The sequence below is a fragment of the Actinosynnema sp. NPDC049800 genome, from assembly GCF_040656635.1.
Taxonomy (GTDB): Bacteria; Actinomycetota; Actinomycetes; order Mycobacteriales; family Pseudonocardiaceae; genus Actinosynnema.
This window is the reverse complement of record NZ_JBFAMT010000036.1, coordinates 20,235-47,212: the sequence shown is the minus strand read 5'-3', so window position 1 is coordinate 47,212 and position 26,978 is coordinate 20,235. Positions and strand designations below refer to the sequence as shown.

29 protein-coding genes are annotated in these 26,978 nt (G+C 73.1%); 12 read left to right on the top strand and 17 right to left on the bottom strand.

The annotated features are described in order from the left end of the window. Positions 1 to 5: 5 nt before the first annotated feature. Positions 6 to 791, bottom strand: a complete 786-nt coding sequence (gene trpA, locus AB0I91_RS30875; RefSeq protein ID WP_498786413.1) for a tryptophan synthase subunit alpha — start codon at positions 789 to 791, stop codon at positions 6 to 8. Continuing rightward, entirely contained in the window at positions 788 to 1,954 is a 1,167-nt protein-coding gene (trpB, locus tag AB0I91_RS30870) for a tryptophan synthase subunit beta (protein WP_499614539.1), read from the bottom strand. The genes trpA and trpB overlap by 4 nt, the downstream gene beginning before the upstream one ends. Before the next feature lie 440 nt (positions 1,955 to 2,394). On the opposite strand from trpB, the gene AB0I91_RS30865 reads away from it, so the two are divergent. The 4 genes from AB0I91_RS30865 (at position 2,395) to AB0I91_RS30850 (ending at position 7,251) form a co-directional block, all read left to right on the top strand. Further along, positions 2,395 to 3,771: a M28 family peptidase gene (locus AB0I91_RS30865; RefSeq protein ID WP_499640107.1), complete on the top strand. Its 1,377-nt coding sequence runs from the start codon at positions 2,395 to 2,397 to the stop codon at positions 3,769 to 3,771. Between the two features lie 101 nt (positions 3,772 to 3,872). Then, a complete protein-coding gene (locus AB0I91_RS30860) occupies positions 3,873 to 4,994 on the top strand; it encodes a cytochrome P450 (protein WP_499640105.1) in 1,122 nt (373 codons plus the stop codon). A gap of 52 nt (positions 4,995 to 5,046) precedes the next feature. Continuing rightward, entirely contained in the window at positions 5,047 to 5,574 is a 528-nt protein-coding gene (locus AB0I91_RS30855) for a GNAT family N-acetyltransferase (protein ID WP_499614488.1), read from the top strand. A 234-nt stretch (positions 5,575 to 5,808) separates the two neighbouring features. Next, positions 5,809 to 7,251 carry a flavin monoamine oxidase family protein gene (locus AB0I91_RS30850; protein WP_498784583.1) on the top strand — a complete coding sequence of 481 codons (1,443 nt, stop codon included), beginning with the start codon at positions 5,809 to 5,811 and terminating at the stop codon, positions 7,249 to 7,251. A gap of 7 nt (positions 7,252 to 7,258) precedes the next feature. Here AB0I91_RS30850 and AB0I91_RS30845 read toward each other — a convergent pair whose 3' ends face one another. Both AB0I91_RS30845 and AB0I91_RS30840 read right to left on the bottom strand, forming a co-directional pair. Next, entirely contained in the window at positions 7,259 to 7,888 is a 630-nt protein-coding gene (locus tag AB0I91_RS30845) for a CG0192-related protein (RefSeq protein ID WP_499640103.1), read from the bottom strand. A 30-nt stretch (positions 7,889 to 7,918) separates the two neighbouring features. Then, complete coding sequence (locus AB0I91_RS30840) at positions 7,919 to 8,734, bottom strand: GbsR/MarR family transcriptional regulator (protein ID WP_499640101.1); 816 nt, start codon at positions 8,732 to 8,734, stop codon at positions 7,919 to 7,921. Positions 8,735 to 8,958: 224 nt separating this feature from the next. On the opposite strand from AB0I91_RS30840, the gene AB0I91_RS30835 reads away from it, so the two are divergent. The 3 genes from AB0I91_RS30835 to AB0I91_RS30825 all read left to right on the top strand — a co-directional run bounded on the left by AB0I91_RS30835 (position 8,959) and on the right by AB0I91_RS30825 (position 12,208). Continuing rightward, the gene (locus AB0I91_RS30835; protein WP_498784577.1) at positions 8,959 to 9,855 is read left to right on the top strand and encodes an ABC transporter ATP-binding protein; all 897 of its coding nucleotides are present in this window, start codon (positions 8,959 to 8,961) and stop codon (positions 9,853 to 9,855) included. Further along, entirely contained in the window at positions 9,852 to 10,700 is an 849-nt protein-coding gene (locus tag AB0I91_RS30830) for an ABC transporter permease (RefSeq protein WP_498784574.1), read from the top strand. The genes AB0I91_RS30835 and AB0I91_RS30830 overlap by 4 nt, the downstream gene beginning before the upstream one ends. 95 nt (positions 10,701 to 10,795) lie before the next feature. Beyond that, positions 10,796 to 12,208, top strand: a complete 1,413-nt coding sequence (locus AB0I91_RS30825) for a toll/interleukin-1 receptor domain-containing protein (RefSeq protein ID WP_499640099.1) — start codon at positions 10,796 to 10,798, stop codon at positions 12,206 to 12,208. Here AB0I91_RS30825 and AB0I91_RS30820 read toward each other — a convergent pair. The 7 genes from AB0I91_RS30820 to AB0I91_RS30790 form a co-directional block, all read right to left on the bottom strand. Continuing rightward, complete coding sequence (locus AB0I91_RS30820) at positions 12,205 to 13,461, bottom strand: hypothetical protein (protein WP_499640097.1); 1,257 nt, start codon at positions 13,459 to 13,461, stop codon at positions 12,205 to 12,207. The genes AB0I91_RS30825 and AB0I91_RS30820 overlap by 4 nt on opposite strands. After that, positions 13,458 to 14,255, bottom strand: coding sequence for a hypothetical protein (locus AB0I91_RS30815; protein ID WP_499640095.1), 798 nt, complete (start codon positions 14,253 to 14,255; stop codon positions 13,458 to 13,460). The genes AB0I91_RS30820 and AB0I91_RS30815 overlap by 4 nt, the downstream gene beginning before the upstream one ends. Before the next feature lie 9 nt (positions 14,256 to 14,264). After that, positions 14,265 to 15,104 (bottom strand): hypothetical protein, encoded by an 840-nt coding sequence (locus tag AB0I91_RS30810; RefSeq protein WP_498784566.1) that lies wholly within the window; start codon positions 15,102 to 15,104, stop codon positions 14,265 to 14,267. 51 nt (positions 15,105 to 15,155) lie between these two features. Beyond that, a complete protein-coding gene (locus tag AB0I91_RS30805; protein ID WP_498784564.1) occupies positions 15,156 to 15,686 on the bottom strand; it encodes a hypothetical protein in 531 nt (176 codons plus the stop codon). Then, positions 15,686 to 16,141, bottom strand: coding sequence for a hypothetical protein (locus AB0I91_RS30800; RefSeq protein ID WP_499614471.1), 456 nt, complete (start codon positions 16,139 to 16,141; stop codon positions 15,686 to 15,688). The genes AB0I91_RS30805 and AB0I91_RS30800 overlap by 1 nt, the downstream gene beginning before the upstream one ends. A 101-nt stretch (positions 16,142 to 16,242) precedes the next feature. Continuing rightward, positions 16,243 to 16,941: a CPBP family intramembrane glutamic endopeptidase gene (locus tag AB0I91_RS30795; RefSeq protein ID WP_498784559.1), complete on the bottom strand. Its 699-nt coding sequence runs from the start codon at positions 16,939 to 16,941 to the stop codon at positions 16,243 to 16,245. A 283-nt stretch (positions 16,942 to 17,224) separates the two neighbouring features. Continuing rightward, entirely contained in the window at positions 17,225 to 17,791 is a 567-nt protein-coding gene (locus AB0I91_RS30790; protein WP_499640093.1) for a GNAT family N-acetyltransferase, read from the bottom strand. 157 nt (positions 17,792 to 17,948) lie between these two features. Between AB0I91_RS30790 and AB0I91_RS30785 the strand changes: the two genes are divergently transcribed. Then, entirely contained in the window at positions 17,949 to 18,965 is a 1,017-nt protein-coding gene (locus tag AB0I91_RS30785; RefSeq protein WP_499640091.1) for a serine/threonine protein phosphatase, read from the top strand. A 4-nt stretch (positions 18,966 to 18,969) separates the two neighbouring features. Here the strand turns inward: AB0I91_RS30785 and AB0I91_RS30780 are convergent, their stop codons facing one another. Together AB0I91_RS30780 and AB0I91_RS30775 are read right to left on the bottom strand one after the other, a co-directional pair. Further along, the gene (locus AB0I91_RS30780; RefSeq protein ID WP_498784553.1) at positions 18,970 to 19,851 is read right to left on the bottom strand and encodes an AAA family ATPase; all 882 of its coding nucleotides are present in this window, start codon (positions 19,849 to 19,851) and stop codon (positions 18,970 to 18,972) included. Positions 19,852 to 19,915: 64 nt separating this feature from the next. Further along, the gene (locus AB0I91_RS30775; RefSeq protein ID WP_498784551.1) at positions 19,916 to 20,614 is read right to left on the bottom strand and encodes a GAF and ANTAR domain-containing protein; all 699 of its coding nucleotides are present in this window, start codon (positions 20,612 to 20,614) and stop codon (positions 19,916 to 19,918) included. Between the two features lie 252 nt (positions 20,615 to 20,866). On the opposite strand from AB0I91_RS30775, the gene AB0I91_RS30770 reads away from it, so the two are divergent. Then, positions 20,867 to 21,880 carry a sigma-70 family RNA polymerase sigma factor gene (locus AB0I91_RS30770; RefSeq protein ID WP_498784549.1) on the top strand — a complete coding sequence of 338 codons (1,014 nt, stop codon included), beginning with the start codon at positions 20,867 to 20,869 and terminating at the stop codon, positions 21,878 to 21,880. A gap of 91 nt (positions 21,881 to 21,971) precedes the next feature. Beyond that, on the top strand, positions 21,972 to 22,337 hold the full coding sequence (locus AB0I91_RS30765; RefSeq protein WP_498784547.1) for an STAS domain-containing protein: 366 nt from the start codon (positions 21,972 to 21,974) through the stop codon (positions 22,335 to 22,337). On the opposite strand, the gene AB0I91_RS30760 is transcribed toward AB0I91_RS30765, so the two are convergent. The 4 genes from AB0I91_RS30760 to AB0I91_RS30745 all read right to left on the bottom strand — a co-directional run bounded on the left by AB0I91_RS30760 (position 22,258) and on the right by AB0I91_RS30745 (position 25,943). Next, positions 22,258 to 23,667 (bottom strand): DJ-1/PfpI family protein, encoded by a 1,410-nt coding sequence (locus AB0I91_RS30760; RefSeq protein WP_499640088.1) that lies wholly within the window; start codon positions 23,665 to 23,667, stop codon positions 22,258 to 22,260. The two genes, AB0I91_RS30765 and AB0I91_RS30760, sit on opposite strands and share 80 nt — an antisense overlap. A gap of 6 nt (positions 23,668 to 23,673) precedes the next feature. Then, positions 23,674 to 24,087 (bottom strand): hypothetical protein, encoded by a 414-nt coding sequence (locus AB0I91_RS30755; RefSeq protein ID WP_498784543.1) that lies wholly within the window; start codon positions 24,085 to 24,087, stop codon positions 23,674 to 23,676. Positions 24,088 to 24,186: 99 nt separating this feature from the next. After that, entirely contained in the window at positions 24,187 to 24,849 is a 663-nt protein-coding gene (locus tag AB0I91_RS30750; protein ID WP_498784541.1) for a response regulator, read from the bottom strand. Beyond that, entirely contained in the window at positions 24,846 to 25,943 is a 1,098-nt protein-coding gene (locus tag AB0I91_RS30745; protein WP_498784539.1) for a sensor histidine kinase, read from the bottom strand. The genes AB0I91_RS30750 and AB0I91_RS30745 overlap by 4 nt, the downstream gene beginning before the upstream one ends. Positions 25,944 to 26,107: 164 nt before the next feature. On the opposite strand from AB0I91_RS30745, the gene AB0I91_RS30740 reads away from it, so the two are divergent. Both AB0I91_RS30740 and AB0I91_RS30735 read left to right on the top strand, forming a co-directional pair. Then, positions 26,108 to 26,530 (top strand): DUF6292 family protein, encoded by a 423-nt coding sequence (locus AB0I91_RS30740; RefSeq protein WP_498784537.1) that lies wholly within the window; start codon positions 26,108 to 26,110, stop codon positions 26,528 to 26,530. Between the two features lie 54 nt (positions 26,531 to 26,584). Then, a complete protein-coding gene (locus tag AB0I91_RS30735) occupies positions 26,585 to 26,878 on the top strand; it encodes a hypothetical protein (protein WP_499640085.1) in 294 nt (97 codons plus the stop codon). The last annotated feature ends 100 nt before the right edge of the window (positions 26,879 to 26,978 follow it).

Below are 26,978 nucleotides of genomic sequence, written 5' to 3'. Positions count from 1 at the left end.
GACTCTCAACCTCCGACGGAGGATAGCGCCCGGCGGAACGCGGCCACCTCGTCCACGACCTCGGCGACGGGCGCGCCGTCGACGAGCATCCGCATCAGCACCGAGCCGATCACGACACCGTCGGCGTCCGCGCAGGCCTCCACCGCGTGCTCGACCGTCGAGATGCCGAACCCGGTCACCACGGGCAGGTCGGTCATCCCCTTCAACCGCCGTGCGGTCTCCCGTGCCGTGGTGGCGAGGTCGGTGCGCTCACCGGTGATCCGCATCGAGCTCATGCAGTACACGAACCCGGACGACGCCCGCGCGATCTCACGGCACCGGTCGTCGTCGCACGAGGGCGCGGCCAGCAGCACCGCCGCCACCCCGGCCTCCGCCGCACGTGCCCGGTACTCCGCCGACTCCTCCAGCGGCAGGTCCGGCACGATCACGCCCCGGACGCCCGCCGACGCCAGGTGGTCGAGGAACCCTCCCACGCCGCGGTCTGGCGTCATGGTCATCGCCACGTTCGCGTAGGTCATGACGACCAGCGGCACGTCGAGGTCGAGCCCGGCCAGCTCCTCCACCAACGGCCTGGGCCGTCCACCGCGGCCCGCGGCGAGCGCTGCGGCCCGCTGCACCGTCGGCCCGTCGAGCATCGGGTCGGAGAACGGCAGGCCGATCTCGATCGCGTCCGCGCCCGCCTCCGCCGCGCCCCGCACCAGGTCGAGCCAGTCCGGCACGACGCCCGCCATCACGTACGGGATCAGCAGCGGCTCACGGGCGTCCCGCAGACGCCGTTCCAACACGCTCATCGCAGGTGCTCCCTGATCTGCTGGAGGTCCTTGTCGCCACGGCCGGACAACGTGACCAGCACCGTCGACCCGGCCGCCAGCTCACCGGTCGCGGCCGCGTCCACCACCCACGCCAGGGCGTGCGCCGATTCCAGCGCCGGGAGGATCCCCTCGGTCCTGGTCACCAGCTTCAACGCCCGCAGGGCCTGCTCGTCGGTCACGCTCGTGTAGTGCGCCCGCCCGGCCTCCGCGAGGTGCACGTGCTCCGGCCCGACGCCCGGGTAGTCCAGGCCGGCCGAGATCGACTCCGCTTCGAGCACCTGGCTGTCGTCGTCCTGCAGGAAGTGCGACATGAACCCGTGCAGCACGCCGAGCTTGCCCTTCTCGACCGCGCTGCCGCCCGCCGCCTCCACGCCCACCAACCGGACCGGGGTGTCCACGAACCCGGCGAACGTCCCCGCCGCGTTCGACCCGCCACCCACGCACGCCACCACCACGTCGGGCAAAGCCTTCGGCAGCCGCTCGGCGCACTGGGCGCGTGCCTCGTCGCCGATGACGCGCTGGAACTCCCGCACCATCCACGGGTACGGGTGCGGCCCCATCGTGGAGCCGACGCAGTAGTGCGCGTCCTCGGTCTCGTTCACCCAGGCGCGCAACGCGCCGTTGGTCGCCTCCTTCAACGTCCCGACACCGTTCGCCGACGTCACCGGCACGACCTCCGCGCCGAGCAGCTCCATCCGGAAGACGTTCACCGCCTGCCGCCGGACGTCGGTGTGTCCCATGTAGACGGTGCAACCCAGTCCCAGCAACGCGGCGGCGGTGGCCGTGGCCACGCCGTGCTGCCCGGCCCCGGTCTCCGCGATCAGCTTCCGCTTGCCCATCCGGCGGGCCAGCAACGCCTGGCCGAGCACGTTGTTGATCTTGTGTGACCCGGTGTGCGCCAGGTCCTCCCGCTTCAGCAGGACCCGCACGCCCAACGCGTCGGACAACCGCGCGCACTCCGTCAACGGCGTCGGTCGACCCACGTACGTCGCGAGCAGCCGCCGGTACTCCGCCGTGAACGCGGCATCCGACCACGCCTCCCGGAACGCCGCCTCCACCGCCTTCGCGGCGGGTATGAGCGCCTCCGGCAGGTAGCGCCCGCCGAACCTCCCGAACCGACCGGCCGCGTCGGGTGCACCCATCCCGCCGGCCCTGACCACCTCGTGAACTGACACTTCTAGAACTCTAGAACTCTCCTCGCGCCCTGGCAAGTGACTGCGGTTCGTCGTCGGAAGGTCGCTCTCCGTGGTGGTCCGCAGTTCGCTCAGGAGAGTTTCCGCTGCTCTCGAAAAAGCGCTGGACTTGACCTTCGCTATTCGCGCCTTCGTTGACATATTCACGCGTTCGGTGAAGTCGAAGATCGCTCGCGACGGTCGGAATTCTCGATCGCCAGGAATGTTCCGCGATTCCCCCGGTCTCGTGAATCGCGCAGCTCGGACGGTTGCGCGGCCACCACGTCGGCGCTAACCTCCGAACCAGGGGAGAATGACGACCGGGTGGGTCGAGTCGTCGCCCGGAGCGTTTCCGGGTCGCGCTCGCGTCTATTCGCGTTACGTCCGCGATTGTTTTCAGGGGTGGGTCCATGCGCATTGTCGCGTTCGCGTTCGTGTTCATTGTGGTCGCCGCCGTGCCCGCCGCGGCCGAGCCCCGGGACGACCGGTTGGCGCGTGCGCTGTCCGGCTCGGTGAGCACCTCGGCCGCGCTGGCCACGCTCGCCGAGTTCGACGCCGCCGCCAAGCGCCACGGCGGCAACCGGGCCGCGGGCACCCCGGGGTTCGAGCGATCGCGGGAGCACGTCGAGCGCGTGCTGCGGCGCGCCGGGTACCGCGTGACGAGCCAGCCGGTGCCCTACACCGGGTTCACGGCCGACGTCGAGGTCTTCACCGCGCCCGACGGCACTCGGGTCCGTGCGCTGATGGGCCAGTTCACCCCGTCCGGCCAGGTCACGGGCTCGCTCGCGGCGGCGACGGGTGACGGCTGCCAGGCCGCGCACTACCCCGCCGGCACCGCGATCGCGGTCGCGCCCACCGGTGGCTGCCCGACGGTCGACAAGGCGGTGGCCGCGCGGGCCGCGGGCGTGCGGGCGGTGCTGTTCTACGACGTGTCGCCCGCCGTGGACGCCGTGCTGCGCCGCCGCGTGCCGGGCGCCCCGCTGCCGGTGGCGTTCATCAGCGAGCGCTCGGCCCGGTCGTTGACGCCCGGCACGGCGTCGCTCGACCTGCGCGGCCACTCCTACGACGACGTCACGGTGAACGTGTTCGCCGAGACCTCCGGCGGCCGGGCGGACAGCGTCGTCATGGCAGGCGCGCACCTCGACAGCGCGGTCGACGGGCCGGGCGTCAACGACAACGGCACGAGCGTCGCGGCGCTGCTGGAGACCGCGGTCCGCCTCGCGCCGCACCAGGCCCGGGTGGTCAACAAGGTGCGCTTCGCGTTCTGGGGCGCCGAGGAGTGGCTCAACGTCGGCTCGATCCACTACGTGAACACCCTCGCGCCGCAGGAGCTGGCCGCGATCAGCCTGTACCTGAACTGGGAGCTGATCGCGTCGCCCAACTACGTGCACTTCGTCGTCGACGGCGACGACAGCGACCACCCGGACACCGGTTCGCCGCCGGGGCCGCCCGGGTCCGGCGTGGTCGAAGCCGTGCTGTCGCAGGGGTACCGCGTGCGGGACGTGCCGTTCCGCACCGCCGACCTCAACGACATCCGATCCGACCAGGAGCCGTTCGCCGCGGTGGGCGTGCCGGTCGGCGGCGCGTTCGGCGGGGTGCGCGGCATCAAGACCCCGGAGGAGGCCGCGGTGTTCGGCGGCACGGCGGGGATGACGTACGACCCGTGCTACCACCAGCCCTGCGACGACCTGTCGAGCGTCCACGTCGGAGCGCTGGGCGAGTCGATGCGGGCGATGGCGTGGGCCGTGGGGCGCTTCGCCGTGGTGGACGACGACGTGCGGCCCTGACAGGGAAGGGAGGTGCGCGCCATGTTCTACGTCCACTAGTAGTCGATGACCATCCGGTGGGGTGCGCCCGGGCGCACCCCACCACGGCCCGGGGGAGTTCCGTGCCCAGCACCTTCGACCCGCTGTCGGCCACGATGCTCGCCGACCCGCACACCGTCTACGCGCGGCTGCGCGACGAGGACCCCGTGCACCGGCACGACGGGCTCGGCGCCTGGGTGCTCACCCGGCACGACGACTGCACGCGCGTGCTCAAGGACACCGACTCGTTCGGTTCGGACCCCGCCGCGCTCGGCAGGCCGGTGCCCGAGTCGGTGCGCAACCTCCACGTGCTCGACCCGCCCGAGTCCACGCCCGTGCGCCACCTGTTCCTGGGCCTGCTGCGGTCGCGGGAGGCGTTGGCCGGGGAGTCCGTGCGGCGGTTGGCCGACGACCTCGTCGAGGACCTCGACGGCGTGGTGGACTTCGTGCACGACGTCGCCGAACCCCTTGCGCTGCAAGCGGTCGCGGACCTCTACGGCATCGGGTTCCCGGCCGACCACCAGCGCTACCGGGAGACCTCGCGCACGATGGTGCTCGGCATGGACTCCGGTCTCGACCCGACCCGGCTGGAGCCCGCCCTCGCCGCGCGCGGCGCCCTCAACGAGCTCATCGCGGGCTGGCGCGGGGGCGCGGCGCCCGGTGGCGTGCTCGACGCCGTGCGGCCGGGCGACGACCGGGTGCTCGTCAACTCGTTGCGCGCGGTGTTCGACGCGGGCTACTCCACCACCGGCGACCTGATCGCCAACGCCCTGCACTGGTTGACCTCGCGGCGGTCGTGGACCGGCGCCGAACTGGCCTCCCTGGACGGTCGGGCGGTGGACGAGCTGATCCGCCTGGCCGGTCCCGTGCAGGCGGTGAGCAGGCACTGCAAGTCCGATGTGGACCTGCGCGGCCGGCGGTTGCGCCGGGGTGACGTCGTGGTCGTCGTGCTGGCGAGCGCGAACCGCGACCCCCTGGTGTTCCCCTCGCCCGACGAGGCGGACTTCACCCGCTCGCCCAACCCGCACCTGGGCCTCGGCCGCGGTGTGCACGCGTGCTTCGGCGGGCCGTTGGGCAGGCAGGTGCTGCTCACCCTGTTTCGCGCCCTGGCCCGGGTCGGTCGGCTCGACGCGGCCGGCGAGCCCGTGCGGCGGCCGACGGCGACCCAGCGCGGCCTCGACCACCTGCCGCTCCGGGTGGCCTGACCCGGCGCGGGCCGGCGGCCGCGGGCGATCCCGTCCGGGCTACCGTGCACCCGTGGAGATCCGACGTGGCGACTTGGACGACCTGCCCGCCGTGATGGCGATGCTGGACGGCGCGGTGGCGTGGCTGGACGCCTCCGGTCGCACGGGGCAGTGGGGCAGCGAGCCCTTCTCCGGGCAACCCGGCCGGGTCGAGGGCATCGCCGAGAAGATCCGCGAGGGCACGACGTGGATCGCCGAGGTCGACGGCACTCCCGCGGGCGCGATGACGCTCGCGCCCGGACCACCCCGGTACGTCGAGCCGGCCACCGAGCCCGAGGTGTACGTGACCCTGCTGGTCGCGTCACGGTCGCACGCCGGCCTCGGCGTCGGCAGCGCGCTGCTGGCCCACGCCCGCGACGAGACCCGACGCGCCGGCGTCGAGCTGCTCCGCGTCGACTGCTACGCCGGTTCCGCCGGCGAGCTGGTCGCCTACTACCGCCGCAACGGGTTCGAGCCGACCGAGTCGTTCACCGTCGGTACCTGGCCCGGACAGGTGTTGGCCCAGCGGGTCGAGGCCCGGGACCGCACTTCGTCGGAGTAGCGACCCGACCGGGTGGGCGGACCACCCGTTCGGCCGCGAAGCGACACCTCGCGACTCCGCACTTCCGCGCCTCCACCCGGGAATTCAGCGCATCCGGCGACGTCCCGCCTCACCCCATCAGGGCGTTGGCCACGGGTTTGGGGCCGAGTACGGTCGGATTACCGAGGATGGCCACCTCTTCTGCCAAACAGTCCGCGGCACGACCGCGGGTACGACCGGGTGTAGGTGGTCTCGATGCCGTTGGATGCTCTCGACCTGCTCAAACAAGGGTTGCCGGACAGTTCCGCGCCACGGCGGCGGATCGTCGTCGTCGGCGCCGGGATGGCCGGCCTCACCGCGGCCATGCTGTTGAAGGACGCCGGCCACGAGGTGACGATCCTCGAAGGCCAGAACCGGTTGGGCGGGCGCATCCTCACCCACCGCGACTTCGCGGGCGACATGTACGGCGAGTTCGGCGCGATGCGGTTCCCGCACCAGCACCCGCTCGTCTCGTACCTGATCGAGGAGAAGTTCAAGCTCGCCACCAAACCGTTCCCCATGTACGACGAGGACACGTTCGTCTACCTCCAGGGGAAGGGCGTCCGGCGGCGCGACTTCAGCGCCGACCAGTTCTCGTTCGACCTGCAGCCCGGCGAGGCGGACCAGGCGCCGCACGACCTCCTGCGGCACACCGTGCAGCCGTTGATCGACATCATGGAGCAGGAGGACGAAGCCAAGGCGTGGCACCGCCTGCTCACCGACTACGACCGGTACACGCTGCTGGGCTACCTCAAGGAACGCGGCCTCAGCGACGGCGCGCTCGCCATGCTCGGGCCGCTGTTCAACCTGGAGGGTCGTTACCACTTCTCCCTCGTCGAGTGGTTCTCGCACTTCTACGAGGACGTCTTCGGCCACCTCGTGTACATCGTGGACGGCGCCGACTCGCTGCCGCGCGCGTTCGAGCCCGAGCTGATGGACGACATCCGGCTCGGCGCCCTCGTGCACGGCATCGACCAGGACGACACCGGGGTGCGCGTGCACTACCGCGCCGGCCGCCGCACGCAGACGGTCGCCGCGGACGAGTGCATCGTGACGGTGCCGTTCGCGAGCCTGCGCCACATGGAGATCCAGGGGCTCGACCCGGACAAGTGGTACGCCATCCGCAACACCTACTACGGCCGGGCGCACAAGCTCTTCATGCAGTTCAGCGAACGGTGGTGGGAGACCGCGTACGGCATCACGCACGGCCTCACGGTGACCGACCTGGCGATCCGCAACATCGTCTACCCGCCCGCGGGCCAGGACACCCGGTTCCGCAAGGGCGTGATGATCGCGTCGTACTGCTGGGAGCAGGACAGCATGCCGTACACGCCGCTCGCCGGCGAGGAGAGCGTGATGCAGGCGCTGGAGGACCTGGTCAAGATCCACCCGGAGGCGCGGGACACGTTCGAGTTCGGCGTCTACAAGGACTGGGCGCTGGACTGGTTCGCGTGCGGCATCGGCCCGCTGTTCCGGGCGTTCGAGATGAGCGAGACGTTCTACGAGGACGTGATCCGGCCGGTGAACCGGGTGTGGTTCGCCAACGACGCGTGCGACCGGCGGCACCGGCGGTGGGTCGAGGGCGCGCTCAAGGCCGCGGTGAAGAACGCCTACGCGATCCACGAAGGACTGCGCGACGAGATGCCCTGGAAGGACTGAGCCAGGCTCAGCGCAGCGTGGCGGAGGCCAGCGGCACCGGCGTCCCCTGACCGTCCCACGTGCCGGTCAGGACGGCGCCGGTGAGCTCGCCGCCGCTGTCGAGACGGCGGCGGACGGTCAGCTCGACGGTCTCCGTCACGACCAGCGTCGGATCGCCCTCGGTCACGCGCTCGACCGCACCCGCGGCGGGCGCGCCGCCCGACCCGTGCCCGGTCACGACGATGCCCATGTTGGGGTCGCGGCGCTCGAGCCGGTCCTCGTGCTGCACGAACTCCTCGACCTGGCCCGCTCCGGTGAGGATCGCCTCCGCGAGCGCCGCCACGTACACCGGGTCGCCGAACCCGTCGTAGACCCAGCGCTTGCCCAGCACCGAGTGCTCCGTGGTGCCGATCAGCCACTCGTCGCCACCGTCCAGCGGCGCGCCGCGGTAGGTGAGGGGCATCTGGAGCACCGGCCCGTCGCCGACCCGCACCAGCATGGTCTCGATCCCGACCTCGCCCGCCGGGTCGTCGAAGCGGTAGGCCGCCACCCGCAGCACCTCGCCGGTCGGCCCGGTGTACCAGTCGCGGCCGGGCAGCCAGCCGGCCAGCAGTTCGAGCTTGGTGGGGGTGACGGTCGCTTGGTGGATCAGGGCCATGCGGACATCGTAACGACCGTGATCGCCGCGTCAGCGCGCCAGGTGCGCGGCGTCGCGCAGAGCTTCCGCGACGCGGTCCGGCGTCCAGCCCAGCTCGGCGGCGAGCCTGTCCGCGCCCTCCGGGGTCACGGTGCGGACGAGCGCGCCCAGCACGGTCACCACGTCGGTGCTCGGACCGCCGGACATGTCGTCGGCGAGCTGCGCGAAGAACCGGCGCATCCGGTCCATCCGGACGCCCGCGGGCGTGGCGGGGTCGAGGACCTCCACCCCGCGTTCGGCCGTGTCGGCGAGCACCGCGTTGGTGCGCGCGCTCGTCAGCCACGTCCGCAACCACATGTCGTCGTCGATGAAGTACCGCTCCCGACGGCGGGCGTCGCGTTCGCGGCGCAGGAGTTCCAGGCCTTCGAGGTAACCGACCGCCTTGGACACCGACGCCGGGCTGACCCGCAGCCTGCCGACCAGTTCGGCGGCGGTCAGCGCGCCGGCGTCGGTCGTGACCAGGCTCGCCAGCACGCGGGCCGCCATGCGCGGCAGCCCCATCCGCACCATCTGCCCGGCGAACTCCTCCGCGAACGCCAGCACCGCCGCCGGGTCGCGGCCTTCCGCTCCGACGGCGGCGGGCGGCTCGTCGTGCGTGGCGGACCTGCGCCGGCGGGCACGTCGGAGCGTGGCCCGGTGGGCGCGCTCGGCCCGGTAGTCACGGGGACCGCCGTTGCGGCTCACCTCACGGGTGACGGTGGACGTCGGCCTGCCCAGCCGTCGCGCGATCTCGGCGTACCCCAGACCGCGGGTGAGCCCCGCCGCGATGTCACGGCGGTCCTCGTCGGTCAGCCTGCCACCCGGCATCGCCCGTCCCCCTTGTCCACGGTGGGCCCAGTGTGCGTTCACGGGCAGCACAGTGCAACGAGCCCGGTCGAATCATTGCGTTCACCAGCACAACGGTTGCAATGATTGGAAGCTTCACACCAGCTAGAACGTGTCTGAAGCACTTTTCGGCCGTTGCCGGTCCACAAAACGCAACGTAGCTTTCGCTCCCTCTTGAAGATCGACCTGAACAGACAGGGGGAGGAATGGCGAGCGAGCAAGTCGCGCTCGACGTCGACGGCCTGCGCATGCGCTACGGCACCACCGACGTCCTGCACGACGTCACGTTCCAGGCCCGCCACGGCGAGGTGCTGGCCCTGCTCGGCCCGAACGGCGCGGGCAAGACCACCACGATCGAGATCCTGGAGGGGTTCCGGATGCGCTCGGCGGGCCGGGTGTCGGTGCTCGGCGTCGACCCGGCCCACGCCGACGAGCGGTGGCGCGCCCGCGTCGGCGTGGTCCTGCAGTCCTGGCGCGACCACGGCAAGTGGCGCGTCCGCGAGCTGCTGCACCACCTCGGCGTCTACTACTCGTGCTACGCCACCGACCGGGTCGCCCGGCCGTGGAACCCGGACGACCTCGTCGCGGCCGTCGGCCTGACCGCGCAGGCGGGCGCGAAGGTCCGCACGCTGTCCGGCGGCCAGCGGCGCAGGCTGGACGTCGCCGTCGGCATCGTCGGCCGCCCCGAGCTGCTGTTCCTGGACGAGCCGACCACCGGGTTCGACCCGGTCGCCCGGCGCGAGTTCCACGAGCTCGTGCACCGGCTCGCGGCCCGGGAGTCGACCACGATCCTGCTCACCACGCACGACCTGGACGAGGCCGAGAAGCTCGCCGACCGCATCGTCATCCTCGACGGCGGCCGGATCGTCGCCGACGGCACGGCCGACGAGCTGGCGCAGCGCATCGCGGGCGAGGACGAGGTCCGCTGGACCCACGCCGGGCAGCGGCACGTCCGGCACGTCCGCGAGTCCACGAGGTTCGTGCACGACCTGTTCCGCCGCCACGGCGACGGGATCACCGACCTGGAGGTCCGCCAGGCCTCGCTCGAAGACACCTACCTGTCGCTCGTGCGGCGGGTCGAGGCGGAAGGGGCGGGCCGGTGAACCCGACCACCACCGCGTTGCGCGCGGGCAGGCAGCGCGGCCTGATCGAGCTGCGGCAGTCGCTGACCAACGGCGCGGACCTGTGGAACCACGCGTTCTGGCCCGTGCTGATGCTCGTCGTCACGTTCTTCCTGCGTGACGTGTCGTTCGGGCAGACCGGGTTCTCCGTCGGCGCCCTGGCGCTGCCCAGCATCCTGGGCATGAACGCCGCGATGGCCATGGTCACCATGAGCCAGCTGCTCACCGCCGACCGCGAGGACGGCACGCTGCTGCGGGCCAAGGCCACGCCGAACGGGATGCTGGGCTACCTGGTCGGCAAGCTCGTGTCGGTGTCCGGCGGCCTCGTCGTGGACCTGGCGATCTTCCTGGTCCCCGGCATGTTCCTGGTCTCCGGCCTGGTCACGGGCAGCCTCGACGCGTGGCTCACCCTGGCGTGGGTGCTGGCGCTCGGCATGCTCGCCGCCCTGCCCATCGGCGCGGTGCTCGGCTCGGTGTTCTCCAGCGCACGCGCGCAGGGCCTGCTCGTCCTGCCGATCCTCGCCCTGATCGCGATCTCCGGCATCTTCTACCCGGTCACGGTCCTGCCGGGCTGGGTGCAGTGGGTCGCCCAGGTGTTCCCGGTCTACTGGCTCGGCCTCGGCATGCGCTCGGCGTTGCTGCCCGACGCCGCCGTGGCGGTGGAGATCGGCGAGTCCTGGCGGCACCTGGAAACCGTCGGCGTGCTCACCGCGTGGGCGGTACTGGGCCTGCTCGTGGCCCCGGCCGTGCTGCGCCGGATGGCCCGCCGGGAGTCCGGGTCGAGCCTGGCCGAGCGCCGGGAGAGGTCACTCCAACGGGTCAGATAGGGGAACGGCCCCCACCGAGCGCAACGAAAGGGCGGTTCCGTGCGACCAACCAGATGAGTGCAGGAGTGACGTGCCCCGGACCGGAGGGCGTGACCATGACCATCTTCGTCAGCTACACCCGTGCCGACGAGACCCTGGTGCGCGCCCTTCGGGACGACCTCGGCCGGATGGGGCAGCAGGTCTGGCTCGACCACGAGATCCACGGCGGCGAGCTGTGGTGGCGCGAGATCATCCGCACCATCCAGGCCGCCCGGGTGTTCGTGTTCGCGCTGTCGGAGGCGTCCTGGAAGTCGGTGCCCTGCCACGCCGAGTTCGACTACGCGCAGCAGCTCGGCGTGCCGGTGCTCCCGGTGCAGGTCGGGCCGCTGGACAACCTCCGCATCCCGATCATGGAACGGCAGCTGGTCGACTACCGGGAGCGCAGCGCGGACGCGATCGTGTCGCTGGCGGGCGCGCTCACCGAGCTGGCGGCCCAGAAGCGCGTGCCGCCGAACCCGATGCCCCCGCCGCCCAAGGTGCCGTTCGAGTACCTCTACCGCATCGCCGAACTCCTCGGGCCGCAGCCGATCGCGCCGGAGCGGCAGGAGATCATCATCGGCCAGTTGCGCCGGCACCTGCGGACGGAGCGGGACGAGATCGCCCGGGCCGACATCCTGAAGCTGCTGCGCGAGTTCCGCGAGCGCGGCGAGATCACCAACCTGAACTCGCGGGAGATCGACGAGATCCTGGCGGGCGTCGAGCCGGGGGAGGGCGAAGGGCTGCCCGAGGGCGTCACCTGGCTCTCGGCCGCCGACTACTGGCAGAAGAACCCGGTGGTGATCGGCCCACCGCCGGAGCCGGAGGGCACGGCCGGCACGTCGGCCGCGGCGGAGGCCGGGAACGCCGGGAACGCCGGGAACGCCGGTGCCGGTGCGACGCCGGCCTGGCTGCGGAACGTGATGGAGACCGAGGCGCGGCCGAAGCGCGCCGAGCCGAAGCCCGCCGAGCCGGACACCGCCGAGCCGGACACCGCCGAGCCGAATCCCGTCGGGCCGTCGACTCCGCAGTGGTGGCAGGGGGAGAAGCCGACTCCGTCCACAACGGAACCACCGCCGTCAGGCTCTCCCGAACCGCAGCCGCACGCGTCACACGCACCCGGCGCGGCCGAGCCGTATCAGTCCTGGCCGCGACCGCACGCGCCTCGGCAACCCGTGCCGCCGCAACCGGTCTCGCAACCGGGCACGCCGGAGCAGTCCACGCCGGAGCCGCCCACGCCGGAACCGCCCACCTCCCCGCCGTCGAACGACCGCTCGTTCCTGAGCGCGGCCCTGGGCGCGACCGGCATCCCGTTCCTGCTCCAGGCGGCGGCCGGCGGCTCGCCGGTCGCGTCGCTGGTCGGGGTGGCGGTCCTCATCGGCCTGGTCCTGGGCGTCGTGGCGATGAGGAAGCACGAGCCACGAGCCCGCCAGGCCCTGGTCATCGCGTCCGTCGGGCTGCTCGGCGTGGTCGTCTGCCTGGTGGCGGCCTAACCCGACCGGTTACGCCGGATCAACCCGACCGTGACCGCGAACAGCGCCGCCACCAGCCCCAAGAACACGCCCAGCCCCGCACCCGCGTCCGCCGTGGCGACCAGCCCCAGCAGGACGCCGACAGCGACAGCCACCACGGAGATGCTCGCCAGGGTCGGCCGCTTGTCCACCGGTTGCGGCGGCACGGGCGTGTTCCGCGGCGCCTGGTCCACGGCGGCCCACCAGTCGCCACCCGGCGGCTGCGGCCGGGTGGCCGGCGCGGCGTAGGGCTCGGCGATCGGCGGGCGCGGAGCCGGCACGGCGACCCGCTCGGGCCGCGCCACGACCACCGTGGGCGTGCGCTCCCACCACGGCTTGACCCGGGGGGCGAGCAGGTCGTCCAACGCCGAGTCGGCGACCCACCCGGGCGTGCAGCACTCCTGGAGCCGCTGAGCCACCTCGTCCACCCGCGGGTCGCCGATCGCGGCCAAGTGTGCCCACGCGGGCGTGGTGAACGGCGGCTGGAAGTCTTCGCGCCGCAACAGCAGGTTCTCGCCGGTGTAGCACGTCCGCCAGCCGGTCGGGTCCTTCGCCAGCGCCAGCAGCGACAGGTAGATGACCAGCCCGGAGAACGTGTCCATCCACCGGCCCCACGGCCGGTGCTCCGGCTGGTAGTTGCGGTGCCCGGTCTCGCTCGGCGCGAGCGCGCCGGACAACCGGTCGATCCACGAGCAGTCGAAGTCCACCAGCCGCAGGCCGCCGTCCCGGTCGACCAGGACGTTGCCGTGCTGCAGGTCGCCGTGCGCGAACCCGGCCCGCTGGATCCGCGTCACCAGGGCGCGCCACGAGCCCGCCAACGCGGCCAACGACGAGGTGTCCGCCCGCTCGACCAGCTCGTCCACGTGCCGGTTGAGCGTGTGGCCCTCCACCCACTGCATCCGCACCGCGGGCCACGTGCGGCCGTTGACCCGGATGCCGTCGTCCACCCACCGGGGGAGGGCGACCACGCTCTCCAGCCCGCTCGACGTGAAGTGCGCGTGCAGCGCCCCGTAGCGCTCGCTGCTGGACACGTCGTCCCTGGTGAAGAACCGCAACGCCTGTGCCTGCCCGCCCGCCACGGCCTTGAACACGACGGCGCTGGTGCCCGCCGCCGGCATCGGTATCCCGTACAGGGGGTGCACGACGAGCTCCAGCCCGCGCAGCTCGTCGGCGACGAAGCAGTCCGGGTGCTGCACCGCCTTCGCGTACTCCTCGGGCGTCGGGTAGCGGATCACAGGCACACCACCAGGTGTTCGGCCGGCCTCCGGTCGAGCCGCACGCGCAGGAGGGTGACGTCGTCGTTGACCATCTCGCGCGCCGCCCGGCGGCCCGCCACGAGCGCGCGGAACGCCTCGGGGTGGTCCAGCGCCGCCAACGTCGTCCACAACGCCCGCGGGTCGCGCCGGTCGGCCGCGGCGACCCACTGGGCGAGCGCGTCCGTGGCGAGGTACAGCAGGTCTCCGTCGGCGAGGTCGCCCTCGGCGAACGACGCCCGGCCGACCATGTCGGCCAGCCCGGCGGCGTGGGTCGGCAGACCGTCCGGGTTGGACCCGAACTCCTCCGGCGGGATCGGCGGGAACTGGGACACCACGCGGTGCCCGCGGACGTGGAACAGCACCGCGTCGCCCACCGCGACCGCCGTCCACCGCGGCCGCGGGCCGGCGAGGTCGCGGAGCTCGCAGCCGAGGAAGGTGGCGAACGAGCCGACCGTCGCCTGCTTGAGCCGTTGCAGGTCCGTCGCGCCGGCCAGGCGTGGGTCGTCGTGCCACCGGCCCTGCATGTCCGACGCCCAGCGGTGCAGGGCGGCGGCGGTCAGGTCCGGCGCCGCGCCCTGGTCGCCGACGAACCCGGCGACCAGTTGCTGCGCCCAGCGGGCGGAGCCGAAACCCTGCGTGGCGCCGTCCGCGACGGCGAACCTGGGGCCACGCCCGTCGCCGGCCGCGGGCGCCGCCGCCGCGCCGTCCTCCCACTCGGCCTCGGTGTTGCCGTGCTTCGGCGCGTAGAAGACGACCTGCCGGGTGTGGTTCACGGCGTGCCCCTACCTCGCGCGATCCGGCACTCTGGTGCCGATCTGCAGCACCCGCAGCAGGGTCGAGCGGCCCACGTTGAACGCCAACCCGCGCGCGCCCGGCCGGACGTCGTAGCCGTCGACCCTGGCGTTGTCGGCCATCGGCCGCGGCAGGGGGCTGCTCAGCGCGAACAGGTCCGGGCCGGGCGGTGGCAGGCCGCCCGGGTCGGAGGGGAACACGATCTCGGTGACCTCGAAGGGGGAGAGGAACACGTTGAAGAACAACGTCGCGCCGTCGTTGGTCTCGATCGACGTCAGCCGCCGCGCCCAGTCCTGGAGGGTCGCGCCGTCGTACGGGCTGTCGGTCACCATGCCGTCGGTGATGTTGACGACGATCGGCGGGAACGAGTCCGGGTGCGCGGCGGCCCAGTCGAACACGTGCGCGCCGGCGACCGCGATCGCCTGGCACATCGGCGTGCGGTGGCCGTGCAGCGGGTCGACCCAGACCGGCATCCGCGCGGCCACCGGCATCAGGTCGATGGACGGCTCCTCCCGCACCGCCATGGGGTGCTCGGCCAACTCCGGCAGCGGCACGAGACCGCGACCGGCCAGTGCGCCGCCGAACGCCGACTCCACGCCCTCGCCGGGTTCGGTCACGCGGGCGCCGTAGCTGAAGATGCCGACGTCGAAGTAGTGCCGCACCGGTGCGTTGACCTCGGTGGTCGCCTTGATGCACATGTCCAGCAGGATGTTGTTGACGGCCAGCGCGGCGCCGTCCGCGAGGGACGCCCCGGTGCGGCCCCAGGCGAGCTTCATCGAGTCCGAGCGGTCCAGCAGGATCACCACGCACCCCGGCGCGGACCGTGACACGGACTGCCGGTACTTCTCCACAGCGAACCCCCCTCTTCGTCGGTCGTCACGTCAGCCGGTCAGGTTGCGGCGGACCACCGTGGTCGGCCACGGCGCGCCCGCGCGCCACTCCCACCGGTGGCCGCAGCGCGGGTTGCGGCAGTGGAAGGCGCACGAGTCGCCGTCCTGCTTCAGGTCCAGCCGGAAGTCGCCGCAGCGCGGGCACTGCGCCACCACCGCCCGGTCCACGTCGTACCCGTGCGCCACCACCGCTTGGTCCACGTGGTGGCCCTGCGGCGGCGACTCGTGTCGCGGGGGCGGCGCGGTCGTGGGCGTCTCGGTCCACCACGTCCTCGGCTTCGTTCCGGGCTCGGTGCTCGGGGCGGGCACCGGCTCGCGTTCCGCCACGGGGTGGCCGAGCCTGACCACACGGCGGTCGGTGGTCAGCAGCCCGAACGCGAGCACGACGCCGAGGAACGCGCCGACCAGCACCACCATCACCGACCGCCAGAGGTTCAGGTCCCACACCTGGAGTCCGGCCAGCGCGCCCGCCGTGGCGCACACCGCCGTCAGGACCAGGACGATCGCGTTCCGCGTGGTCATCAGGAGCCCTTCGGCGGGGTCACGACCAGCTCGACGCGGCGGTCGGCGTTGACCTCGGCGGTGTCGACCGACGACCAGCACCGGTACCCGTCGAGCTGGGCGGCGGGCGCGGGCGCCGACCACCTGTCCGGTAGCCGCACGCAGATGGTGAGCGGCTCACCCGACGCGGCGATGTCCACCTGGCCGCGGTCGTTCACCCTGAGGTCCGACGGGTTCCGGGTGAGCACCTTGACCTCGGCGTCCGTCAACCCGGACACCGCGCGGGCCGACTGGTCCGAGACGAACTGGATGCCGACGGCCGCCGGGGGCGGCGCGGTGGGCTCGCGCGCCACGGCGCCGAGCAGCACGACCGCGAGGAACGAGGTCACCAGCGCGTAGACCGGCGCCAGCCGGCGGTCGCGCAGACGGCTCGGCGACGTGGACCGCGTGGCGGCGGCGCCTCCCGACGTGTGCACCTGGACCTCCGCCCGGAGTGGTGGCGTGTACTCCAGGTATCGCGGAGGATCATGCGCTCGTGTCGTCGTGTCCCCCGGACGGGCGAACGGTCAGGGCGCGGTCACGGCAGGTTGCCGGTGGTGGCCAGGAGCAGGGCGATGGCCGGCAGGAGGTTGTTGACCTGGTGGGCGACGACGCTCGCGAGCAGGTTGCCGGTGAGCAACCGGGCCAGGCCGATCGGGATCGACAGCACCAGCAGCAGCGGGGTGCGCAGCAGTTCCAGGTGCGCGATCGAGAACACCAGGCTGGTCACCAGGAACACGACCCACCGGTTCCAGCCCAGGTGCTCCAACGCGCGCCACAGCACGCCCCGGAACAGCACTTCCTCGGCCAGCGGCGCGACCAGCCAGACCGCCAGGAACACGACCACGGCCGCCGGCAGTCCCAGCTCCCGTCCGGCGAACGCGTCACCGACCGCCGAGCCGGCCTGGTCCTCACCGACCCACGCGGCCCACACCGCGGCCGCGGGCAGGGTCAGGGCCAACCCGCCCAGGCCGAGCCCCAAGCCGATGGCGATCTCCTTGGCGTTCCAGCGGAGCGCCAACTCGCGCGCCACCCGGCCGAGCCGCTGGCCGCCGCCCAACCAAGCCGTGCCGACCACCGCCACCACCGCGCCCAACGACGTGGGCAGGACCAGCAACGCGAGCAGGCGGCTGTCCTCGAGCAGCGCCACGTCCCCCGAGCCGTACGACAACAGCACGACCACGGACACCAGCAGCATCGTCAACTGCCCGACCACGAACACCGCGATCAACGACAACCCGGACCGCAGTTCCCGTGGTGGGGCGGGAGGGGCAGGGGCCGGGTGTGCCGCGAAAGGTCGGCCCTCGGCGGGTTGTGGCGCGGCGGGTTGTGGAGTGGCCGGGGGTGGTGCCGCCGGGGAGGGCGCGGTTGGTGGCGGCCCGGCCGGTGGTGGCGCGGTCACGTGGTCGTCGTGGGGCACCGGCCCGGGCTGGTCATCGCTCACAACCGTGGATAACCCGCGCGGACGGCGAGGTCAACTCGACCACCACCGTCGTGCGGCGATCGAGACCGACGACCGGTCACGTCGCGGTCCGGGCGGCAGGCGCCGGCCGCCACCGCCAACGCTGCTCGCCGTCGTCGCGGAACTCGCCGGTGGCGCGCATCCCGATGCGCCGAGCGACCGCCTCGCTGGCCGGGTGGTCGGGCGCGATGTGCGCGTGCACGTCCCGCACACCGCCGTCGACCAGCCACCCCACCACGCCCGCGGCGGCCTCGGTGGCGTAACCGCGGCCCTGGAACGGCACCCCGATCACCCACGCCACCTCGGCGGTCAGCCCGTTCGCGCCGGCCGCGGTCGTCGCCTGCACGGTGCCGACGGCGGTCCCGTCCTCAGCCCGCAGCACGACCCAGTTCAGCCGGCCCTCACGGCCGTCGTCCGACGTCGGCCGCTCCCAACGCAGGTACCGCGACGCGAGCTCGGCGGCACTGGGCGGCGCACCGCCGATGATCGCGTACAGCTCGGGGTCGCCCAACACCGCCGCCATCTCCTCGGCGTGCGCGACCCGCACGGGCTCCACCCGCAACCGCGCCGTCCGCACCACGGCCCCCTGCGGCCACGGCGCCGGCACCACCGGCGGCCGGTCCACGCCTACCACCGGCGCGGCCGGGCGGTCCGGCGTGCGGTGACGGATTCGCCCATGAGTCCCCCTCGCGTCACGTGCACAGTAGCCACTCGGGGGCCGGTACCGACCGGGATTTTCCGTGCGCCGGGACGCCGGCCGGCCGTTGCGGGATGATCGGGACGTGATCACCTCCCGCCGCGCCGACCACGAGCGGCTGTCGGCCGTCCTCGCCTCGTACCGCGACCGGGAGCTCGAAGCGGTCGTCGGCACGGACGACCACAGCGGCGTGGGCGGCGGCTCCTCGGTGCTCGACGTCGACGGCACGCCGGTGTTCGTCAAGCGCGTCCCGCTGACCGACCGGGAGTTCGCCCGGCCGCACTCCACCGCGAACCTCTTCGACCTGCCGGTGTCCTGCCAGTACGGCATCGGCGGACCGTCGTTCACCGCGTGGCGCGAACTGGCCGCGAACCGGATCGTGACCGACGCGGTGCTCGCGGGCGAGACGGCGGCGTTCCCGCTGCTGCACCACTGGCGCGTGCTGCCCGGCCGCGCGCCCGTCGCCGCCGAGCACGCCGACGTGGACGAGGTCGTGGCCCTGATGGGCGGCAGCACGGCCGTTCGGGCACGCCTCGAAGCGCTGGCCGCCGCGACGCGCAGCCTCGTGCTGTTCTTCGAGCACGTCCCGCACCCCGTGGAGGGGTGGCTGGCCGAGGATCCCGCGAGCAAGGCCGAGGCGGTCGAACGGCAGTTCTCCGAGACTGCGGCGTTCCTGCGCGACCGCGACCTGCTGCACATGGACGCGCACCTCGGCAACATGCGCACCGACGGCGAGCGGATCTACCTGACCGACTTCGGGCTGGTCACGTCGCCGCGTTTCGAGCTGACGGCCGCCGAACGGGAGTTCGTCCGGCGCAACGCCTCGCACGACGCCGGTTACGCCGCCATGCGCCTGGTGAACTGGCTGGTCACCGACGTGTGCGGGGTGCGCGTGCCGCCCGGTGACGTCCCCACGGCCCGCAACGCCTACGTCCGCCGGTGCGCCGCCGGCGACATCCCGGACGACGTGCCGCCCGCCGTCGCCGCGATCCTGTCCCGGCACGCGCCCGCCGCCGCCCGGCTGAACGCCTTCTACTGGCGCCTGTTCGACGGCGAGGTCGACGCCGAGTACCCCGAAGCCGACGACGTCCCGCGCGGGTAGGCCGCTACTCCAGCGACGCGCAGTGATCGAGCACGCGGCGCAGGACGACCTCGGGCGGTTCGGTCGCGGAGTCCACCACGAGGTGCGGCTCGTCCCAGCTCTCCCACCGCTGCTTCATCCGCAGCACGTGGTCCCACGACACCGTCGCCGGCCAGCCGGGGATCCCGCGCGCCCGGCCCTCGACCCGGCCGCGCTGCACCGCCTCGTCCGAGCACACGCACTCCACGCCGACGAACACCCCGCCCAACCGCTCGGTGACCGACCGCCACCGCCGCCGCGCCTCCCGGCGGTGCCCGGTCGCGTCCACGATCACGTCGAGACCCAGCTGGAGCTGCCGCGCCACCGACGCGGTCAGGTTCAGCTCCGCCAGGTGCGTCGTGTTGTCGGTCCGCAGCCCGCCGAACGGCAGGAGCGCGCCCAGTTGCCAGTCCATCGAGAACACCGGCGCGGTGAGCCGCCAGGCCAGGGCCTCCGCCAGCGTGCTCTTGCCCGTGCCCGGCACGCCTGCCAGCAGGACCGTCCGGGGCCGCCGCACGGCGTCCGGGCGCGGGATCGGCCGCAGCGCCTCGTACTCGGCCTGCGCGCGTTCGGCCATCAACGCCTGCAACCGTTCACGCGCGACCTCCAGCGACGGCACGCCCGGCGGCCGTGCGCCACGCTCCTCGACCGCGCGCACCCAGCCCAGCACCACGTGCTCCGGCCGCACGACCACGTCACCGAGCCGTTCGGCCTCCGCCGACGCCGCCGCCGGCAGCACTCCTCGCTCCAGCACGTCGATTGCCGTGAGCCCCACCCGTGCGGCCAACTCGGCCGCGATCCCGTCCTTGGGGCCGCCCGGGTCCGCGAGCAGGTCGACGGCTGACGGGTGCACCGGGAGGTCGGCCACGGGACTCCGATCGGTGGTGGGACCACCATGATCGCGCGCCCGTCGGACACCGGGGGAAGCGGGCTCAGCCGGACGGAAGTTGACCCGTCCGGGTGAGCCGCTCGGCCAGGACGCGCAACTTCAGGTTGCTCTGCTGGCTGGCCCGCACGAGCACGGAGAAGGCCTGGTCGGCGGTGAGCCGGTGCCGTTCCATCAGGATGCCCTTGGCCTGCCCGATCAGGTCCCGCGTCTGCACCGCGTCGGCCAGGTGCTCGCGCTCCTGGGCGGTGGCCAGCGCCACGGCGGCGTGCCCGGCGAAGAGCAGGCCCACGTGCTCGGACTCCTCGTCGAATGCACGCGTGTCCGGCGAGTACAGGTTCAAGGCGCCGAGGTCGTCACCCTCCACGTACAGGCGGAACGACAGCATGCTGGCCACGTCCAGCGCCCGCGCGCGCTTGGCGAACAGCGGCCACCGCGTCTCCGCGGCCAGGTCGGGCGCGGAGACGATCTTCTGCTGGTAGAGCGCGGACAGGCACGGTCCCTGGCCCGTGTCGAACTGCACCTGGTCCACGTCACGCGGCACGTCGCTGGTCGTCGCGACGGTCCGGACGTCGCGCTTGCCCACGATCGTCATGATCCCGGCGTGCCAGGCGCCGGGGATGGTCTCCACGGCCGCGCGCACGATCTCGTCCAACGTGTCCTGGGCGCTGTCCTGCCGGTGCAGGGTGCGGGCGACCTCGTTCAGCCTGGCGGCCAGGTCGTCGCCGGTCGTGTCGTCCGTCACCAGCCACCTCCGCTGAACTCGTCGTCCGAACCGTGCGACAGCACTTGGGGTGTGCCCCGTCACGCCCACGCCCACACCGCCATCTCGGCTGGAATACGAGCCGGAACCGTTCCGTTGGAACGTGCGTCGGCCCTGCCCGAGGTGCGCGGGGCGAAAGTCGTCCGAAGCCGTCAGACCGGCGGACGGCCCTCGAAATCCCCAGGAACCCCGCACGTCACCCGTGCGCGGGTGCGATCCGGCAAGGAGACGACCATGTCGTTGACGGTGGAGATGCCCCGCCAGACCCGCCCGACCCGCGAGCCGCGCGAGCCCCGCCCGACCGCGACCGTGCGCGAGGGTGCGCGCGAGGCCGACCTCGTCGGCCGCTACCTGCGCGAGCTCACGGCCACGCCCCTGCTCACCGCCGACGAAGAGGTCGTGCTGGCCAAGCGCATCGAGGCCGGCGTGTACGCGGCCGAACTGCTGCGCAGGTCCGACGAGGGCGACGGCCCGCCGCCGGACGCGGAGCGTCACCGAGCGCTGCGCACCGTCGCCGAACAGGGCAGGCGTGCCAAGGACCACATGATCCGGGCGAACCTGCGCCTGGTGGTGTCGGTGGCCAAGAAGCACTCGTTCCGCGGCCTGCCGATGCTGGACGTGGTCCAGGAGGGCAACCTGGGCCTGATCCGCGCGGTGGAGAAGTGGGACTACGCCAAGGGCTTCAAGTTCTCCACGTACGCGGTCTGGTGGGTCCGCCAGGCCATCGAACGTGGCCTGGCCGAGCAGACCAGGACGATCCGGCTGCCGATGCACGTCCACGAGGAAGTGGGCAAGCTGCGCAAGGCCGAGCAGCGGCTGCGCCTGGAGACCGACCGCGAGCCCACCCCGGACGAGATCGCCGAGGCGGCGAAGATGCCGGTGACCAGGGTCGTCGAGCTGATGGCCGCCAGCCGCACCGCCCTGAGCCTGGAAACGCCGATCGGCGACGACGGCGGCGCGTCCGTGGCCGACCTGATCGAGGACGTCGAGGCCGTGGACGCACAGGAGGCGGTCGAGCAGCAGGAGCTCTCCGAGGAGCTGCGCGCCCTGGTGCGCACGCTGCCCGAGCGGCAGGCACGGATCCTCACCGAGCGTTACGGGCTGGCCGACGGGCGGCCCCGCAGCCTCCAGGAGCTGGCCGAGGAGCTCGGCCTCACCCGGGAGCGCGTGCGGCAGCTGGAGAAGGAGTCCATCCGCCTGCTGCGCGACCCCGAGCGCAATCGGAGCCTCCTCGCCCTGGCTGGGTGAGCAGGGGACGAGCGGGCCCCCGGGCCAGGTTTTGCGGCCCGCGCCCGGGGGTAGCAGGCTCGGTGGTCTCCGACCGCGAGGAGCGTTCGCCATGACCGAGCCCGCCCACCACCTGACCACCACCGAACTGGACCGCGGCATCCTGCTGGTGAACCTGTCCGGCGCGCTCGACGCCGCCACGCACCAGCCGGTCGTGGCCGAGCTCGACGCCGTGTTCGAGTCGCGCCCGCCGGGGGTGGTGCTCGACCTGGGCGAGCTCGAGTTCATGGGCTCGGTCGGCATCGCGATGCTGGTCAACTCCCACCACCGGGCGAACCGGCTGCGCATCCCGTTCGCCGTGGTGGCGAACACCCGGGCCGTGCTGCGGCCGTTGCAGATCAGCCAAGTGGACGGGGCACTGCCGCTGCACGCGTCCGTGGACGAGGCGGTCGCGGCCGTGCGGCTGGTGTCGACCTGACCGCTCGCCGGGCCCGCGACCACCGGAGCAGGCCGAGCGCCGCGAGGACGCCGAGGAAGGCCAGCCCGAACGGCCGCAGCGTCTCGGTCCACGGCCAGGCCGACCCGCTGAGCGCGAGGTGGTCGGTCGGGTACTCCAGCACCCTCGCCGTCCACGTCGCCGTGGCCACGTCGGTGGTGCGCGCGAGGTCGCGCAGCACGCCGTCGAACGGGAAACCGCCCTCTTGGTGCAGGTAGACCGGCTCCAGCCCGGCGTACCGGTCCGCTGCCTGCCGTCGCGCGGCACCCTCGCCCGGCACGACCAGGCGGTCCAGGCCGCCGGCTGCGGTCGGGTCCGCCCTCGGCGCGAACGTCAACCCGTGCCGCGACCGCACCGGCTCGCCACCGGGCGCGACGGCCACCGTGCGCACGGCCAACGACTGGCCGTAGGTGTCGAAGACCGACGCCAGCTCGATCTCGCCGACGCCGTCGGTGAGCAGCACGCCGGTCCGGTCGCGGTCCCAGCCGAACGCCGTGTTGAACGCCACGACGGCGTCGGCCGGCCGCACGTCAGCCTGCGCCATCGAGGCCGGGACGCCCCGGTGGTAGTGCGGCCAGCCGGTCGCCTCCGCCGCCTCGGCCGCGGCGTCCGGCCCGACCAGCCGTTCGACCACGCGCAGCGTGCCGTCGACACCGGACAGGATCCCGGCTGTCGTGATCACGTCGCCGTCGTCCACGTACCGCGTGCCGCGGGCCCAGTCGACGGCCGGGTAGTCGTCCTCGAACGCGTCCAGGCGCAGCCAGTGCGCGGTGGCGTCACGGCCGTCGAGCAGGCCCGCCGAGGCGAGGATCCCGGACCCGTTGCACACGCCGAGCAGCAGCGCGCCGCCGGCCGCCTGCCCCTTCACCCAGTCCGTGACCGGCTTCGTCGTGCTCTCGCCGAGGTCCGGCATCGCCGGCACGACCACCACGTCGGCGGCCTCGTCCCCGAGCAGGTCGGCCAACCCGGCGAACGTCAGGTCCGGCACCAGGTCGAGGCCGCCGGTCAGCGGCGCCGGGCGGCCGGACGGCGCGACCGCGTAGACGTTGAACGCCCCGGTCGTGGCCAGGATCTCGTAGGGGGCCAGCGTGTCGGACACGACGGCGCCGCGGTCGCCGACCACGACGACGGCGGTCGGCTTGGCCGGGTCGTGCGCCACCGGTGCGGGCGGCGGCGCGGCGCCGTCGGCACGCGGCGCGTTCAGGTCGTCGAACGCGGCGCGGACGGTCGGTGCGCCGAACGCGGTCGGCAGGGCGAGGGCGGCGAGCAGGAGCACCAGCGCGGCGCCCGTGATCCGTGGGAGGGTGGGCATGGCCGGTCAGCACCCGTAGTCGTGGCGGCGGCGCAGCATCGCGACCAGCATCGCCGGGACCATCAGCACGTGACCGGCGGTCATCAGCGCCGAACCGGACAGGGCGTCGGCCCAGTGGAACGGCAGCAGCACCACGTACGGCACGTACATCGCGGCCGACATCTCGGCGATGCCCGCCCACCCGTGCCGGCGGATCCGCATCCACAGCGCCATGCCCAGCGACATGTCGGTCGCCATCACCAGCACGTGCGCGGTGACGTTGTCGGCCAGGCCCGGCCAGGCGAACGACCAGACCGGTTCCAGGGCCACCATGCCCACCACCATGGCGACGGCCATCTCCAGCGCGTGCCGGGCGAAGCGCAGCACGGCACCGGTCCGCTTGGCCCTCCGACCGGTGGTGATCGTCTGTTCCGAACTCATCACGGCTCCTCCGTTGCGATTGCCTGTGCGCAACAGAGATCCTGGGCCGCCGGTGCGGCGCGGTCAGGTGCCGAAGGTCATGCGTGAGGTCACATGACCTCAGCAGAGCCCGAGCTCGCGCGCCCGCAGGGCGGCCTGCGTGCGGTCGCGCACCTGGAGCTTGGCCAGCACGCCGGTGACGAGGTTCTTCACCGTGCCCTCGGCCAGGAAGAGGCGGCCGGCGATCTCGCGGTTGCTGCGGCCCTCGGCGAGCAGCCGGACGACGTCGAGCTCGCGCTCGGACAGCGGCACGGGCGGCTGACGGGGCGGCACGTCCTCGTGCGGCAGTTGCGCCACCCGCGCCACGAGCTTCGCCGCCACCGACGGTTGCAGCACCGATTCGCCGCGCCGCGCGGCGACCAGGGCTTCGACCAGCCGGGCCGACGAGACGTCCTTGAGCAGGTAGCCCAGCGCACCGGCGCGCAACGCCGCGAACACGTCGGCGTCGTCGTCGAACGTGGTCAGCGCCAGCACCCGCACCCCGGGCTGCTCCACCCGCAGCCGGTTCGTGGCCGCGATGCCGTCCAGCACCGGCATCCTCAGGTCCATCAGCACCACGTCGGGCCGCAGCTCGGCGCACCGCCGCACGGCCTGCTCGCCGTCGCCCGCCTCGCCGACCACCTCGATCTCCGGCTGGACCTCGAGCAACGTCGCCAGCGCCTCCCGGAACAGGGCCTGGTCGTCCACGATCAGGACGCGGACGGGCGGGTCGGGCGTCGTCATGCCGGCACCTCGACGGTCAGCGTCACGCCGTGCCCGGCGGTCGAGTCGACCGACACCCGGCCGCCGAGCCCGGCCACCCGTTCCTCGAGCCCGACCAGCCCGAACCCCTCACCGGACCGGTCGACCACCCCGCGGCCGTCGTCGCGCACCTCCAACCGGACCAGGTCCTCGCGCTCGTAGTCGAGCACGACGGTCGCGGCGGTCGCGTCGGCGTGCTTGCGGACGTTGGTCAACCCCTCCTGGGCGGCCCGGAACAACGACTCGTCGACCTCCGCGCGGCCGGCCCGGGCCGCGCCGCGCACCTCGAACCCGGTCGGCACCCCCGCCTCGGTGGTCTCGGACGCCAACGCGCGCAACGCGTCCACCAGCGGCTCGGACCGGGGTTCGCGCAGCGCGGCGACCGAGCGGCGCACCTCGGCCAGCGCCTGCTTCGACTGGTCCTGCGCCTTGGCCAGCATCGCGTCGAGCCGCTCGGGCTCGGCGGTGCCGATCACCGCGCGTGCCGCCTGCAGGAGCATCTGCACGACGGTCAGGTGGTGGCCGAGGCCGTCGTGGATGTCGCGGGCGACCCGGTTGCGCTCCTGCGTGGTCGCGAGCTGCTCGGCCTGGGCGGCGTACCCGCGCAGCCGCTCGTTGGCCACCGCGAGTGCCGCGCGGGCGCGTTGCTCGCGCACCAGCAACTCCGTGATGACGACCGTGAACGCGGTGACGGCCAACGTGCCCAGCCCTTCGCGCAGCCCGGCGGGCCACTCCATCTCCACGTGGATCAACGGGATGACCGCGGCCACCGCGGCGGCGACCGGCAGCGGCAGCAGCAGCACGCTCTGCGCGACCAGCACCACCAGCAGCAGCACCGACCCGACCGCCGCGCCGGACAGCGCGAACAGCACGAACCCCAACGGCAGCTGCACCAGGACGTACGCCGCCGCGAACACCCGGCCCCGCCGTTGCGCGAACGGGAAGCCGAAGACCGCCAGCGCGCCGTAGACCGAGCCGACGAGCAGCGTCGGCACGAGCAGCTGCTCGAAGCTCTCCGACCCGAGCGGCAGCGTCACGTACGCGAGCACGGTCAGGATGCTCAACGCCCTTTGCACGCGACCACTGTGCTCGACCCCGAACGCCATGGTCAACCCGGTGGTCTGGATCGAAACAGTACCTCCAGCGGGTTCGGCTCTCACCCGGACGGGGTAATTGCCCAGTGCGTCAAACAGTCGGCGCGTCGACACCCCGAGTGGTCGGGAGAAGGCGGCGATGCGCGATGGAACTGGACTTCGACGACGCGTTGATGTGGGGCCTGCGCGGCTACGTCCGGCTGGTCACCGAGGAACTGGGGCTCAGCGGCGAGTGCTCGTACGTGCAGGCGGAACGGCCCGCCGGCGCGTACCTGGCGCTGGACGGCAGGCTGCCCGGGTTCCCCGACCGGGACGTGGCGCTGCTCTGGGACGAGGAGCGCGGGTGGTCGGCCGCGGTGGAGACGCACAGCGGCGAGGACGTCATCGTCCAGGCGCGGTTCGGCCCGGACGTCGTGCCGCCGCCGAAAGCGGTCGCCCGCTGGGTCCGCGGCCTGTTCCGCGGCGACCGGATGCCCGTGCCCCGAGCGGAGAGAGCTCCCGACGACCTGCTCCGCACCCTGACGCCCTACACCGCCGCCGCGCTCGTGCCGGTTCCACGCCGAACCTGACCGTCCACTGAGGACCGCGGTGTCGGCCGCACGGCGACCGGGTACACCGTCGCCATGACTGCTCAGCCGTACGTGGCGGCATCGAGCCAGTGGGTCGACGAAGAGGGCGTCCGGCAGCCGTCCGGCGACGTGCACGCGTGGGTGCCCGGAGCCAACCAGACACTGTGCGGCCAAGCCCTGAGCCGCAGCCGCCTCGGCCGGTTCCGGCACGTGCCGTGGCCGGACGCGGTCTGGCTCTCCCGGACCGCCGAGCCGAGCCTGTGGCTGTGCCCCCGCTGTGTCGCCGCGACCACCCCGCGCGCCGAGCGGTCGGGGCGCAAGTGGACCCGCCACCGCCCGCGCCCGTAGCCGATCGTCCACTCCGGTGGCCTGACCGCCGTTGCCGCTGTCGGTGGTAGCCAGTCGTGGTCGGCGGTGCCACGCTGGGTGCGGACGACGGGAGGCTGAC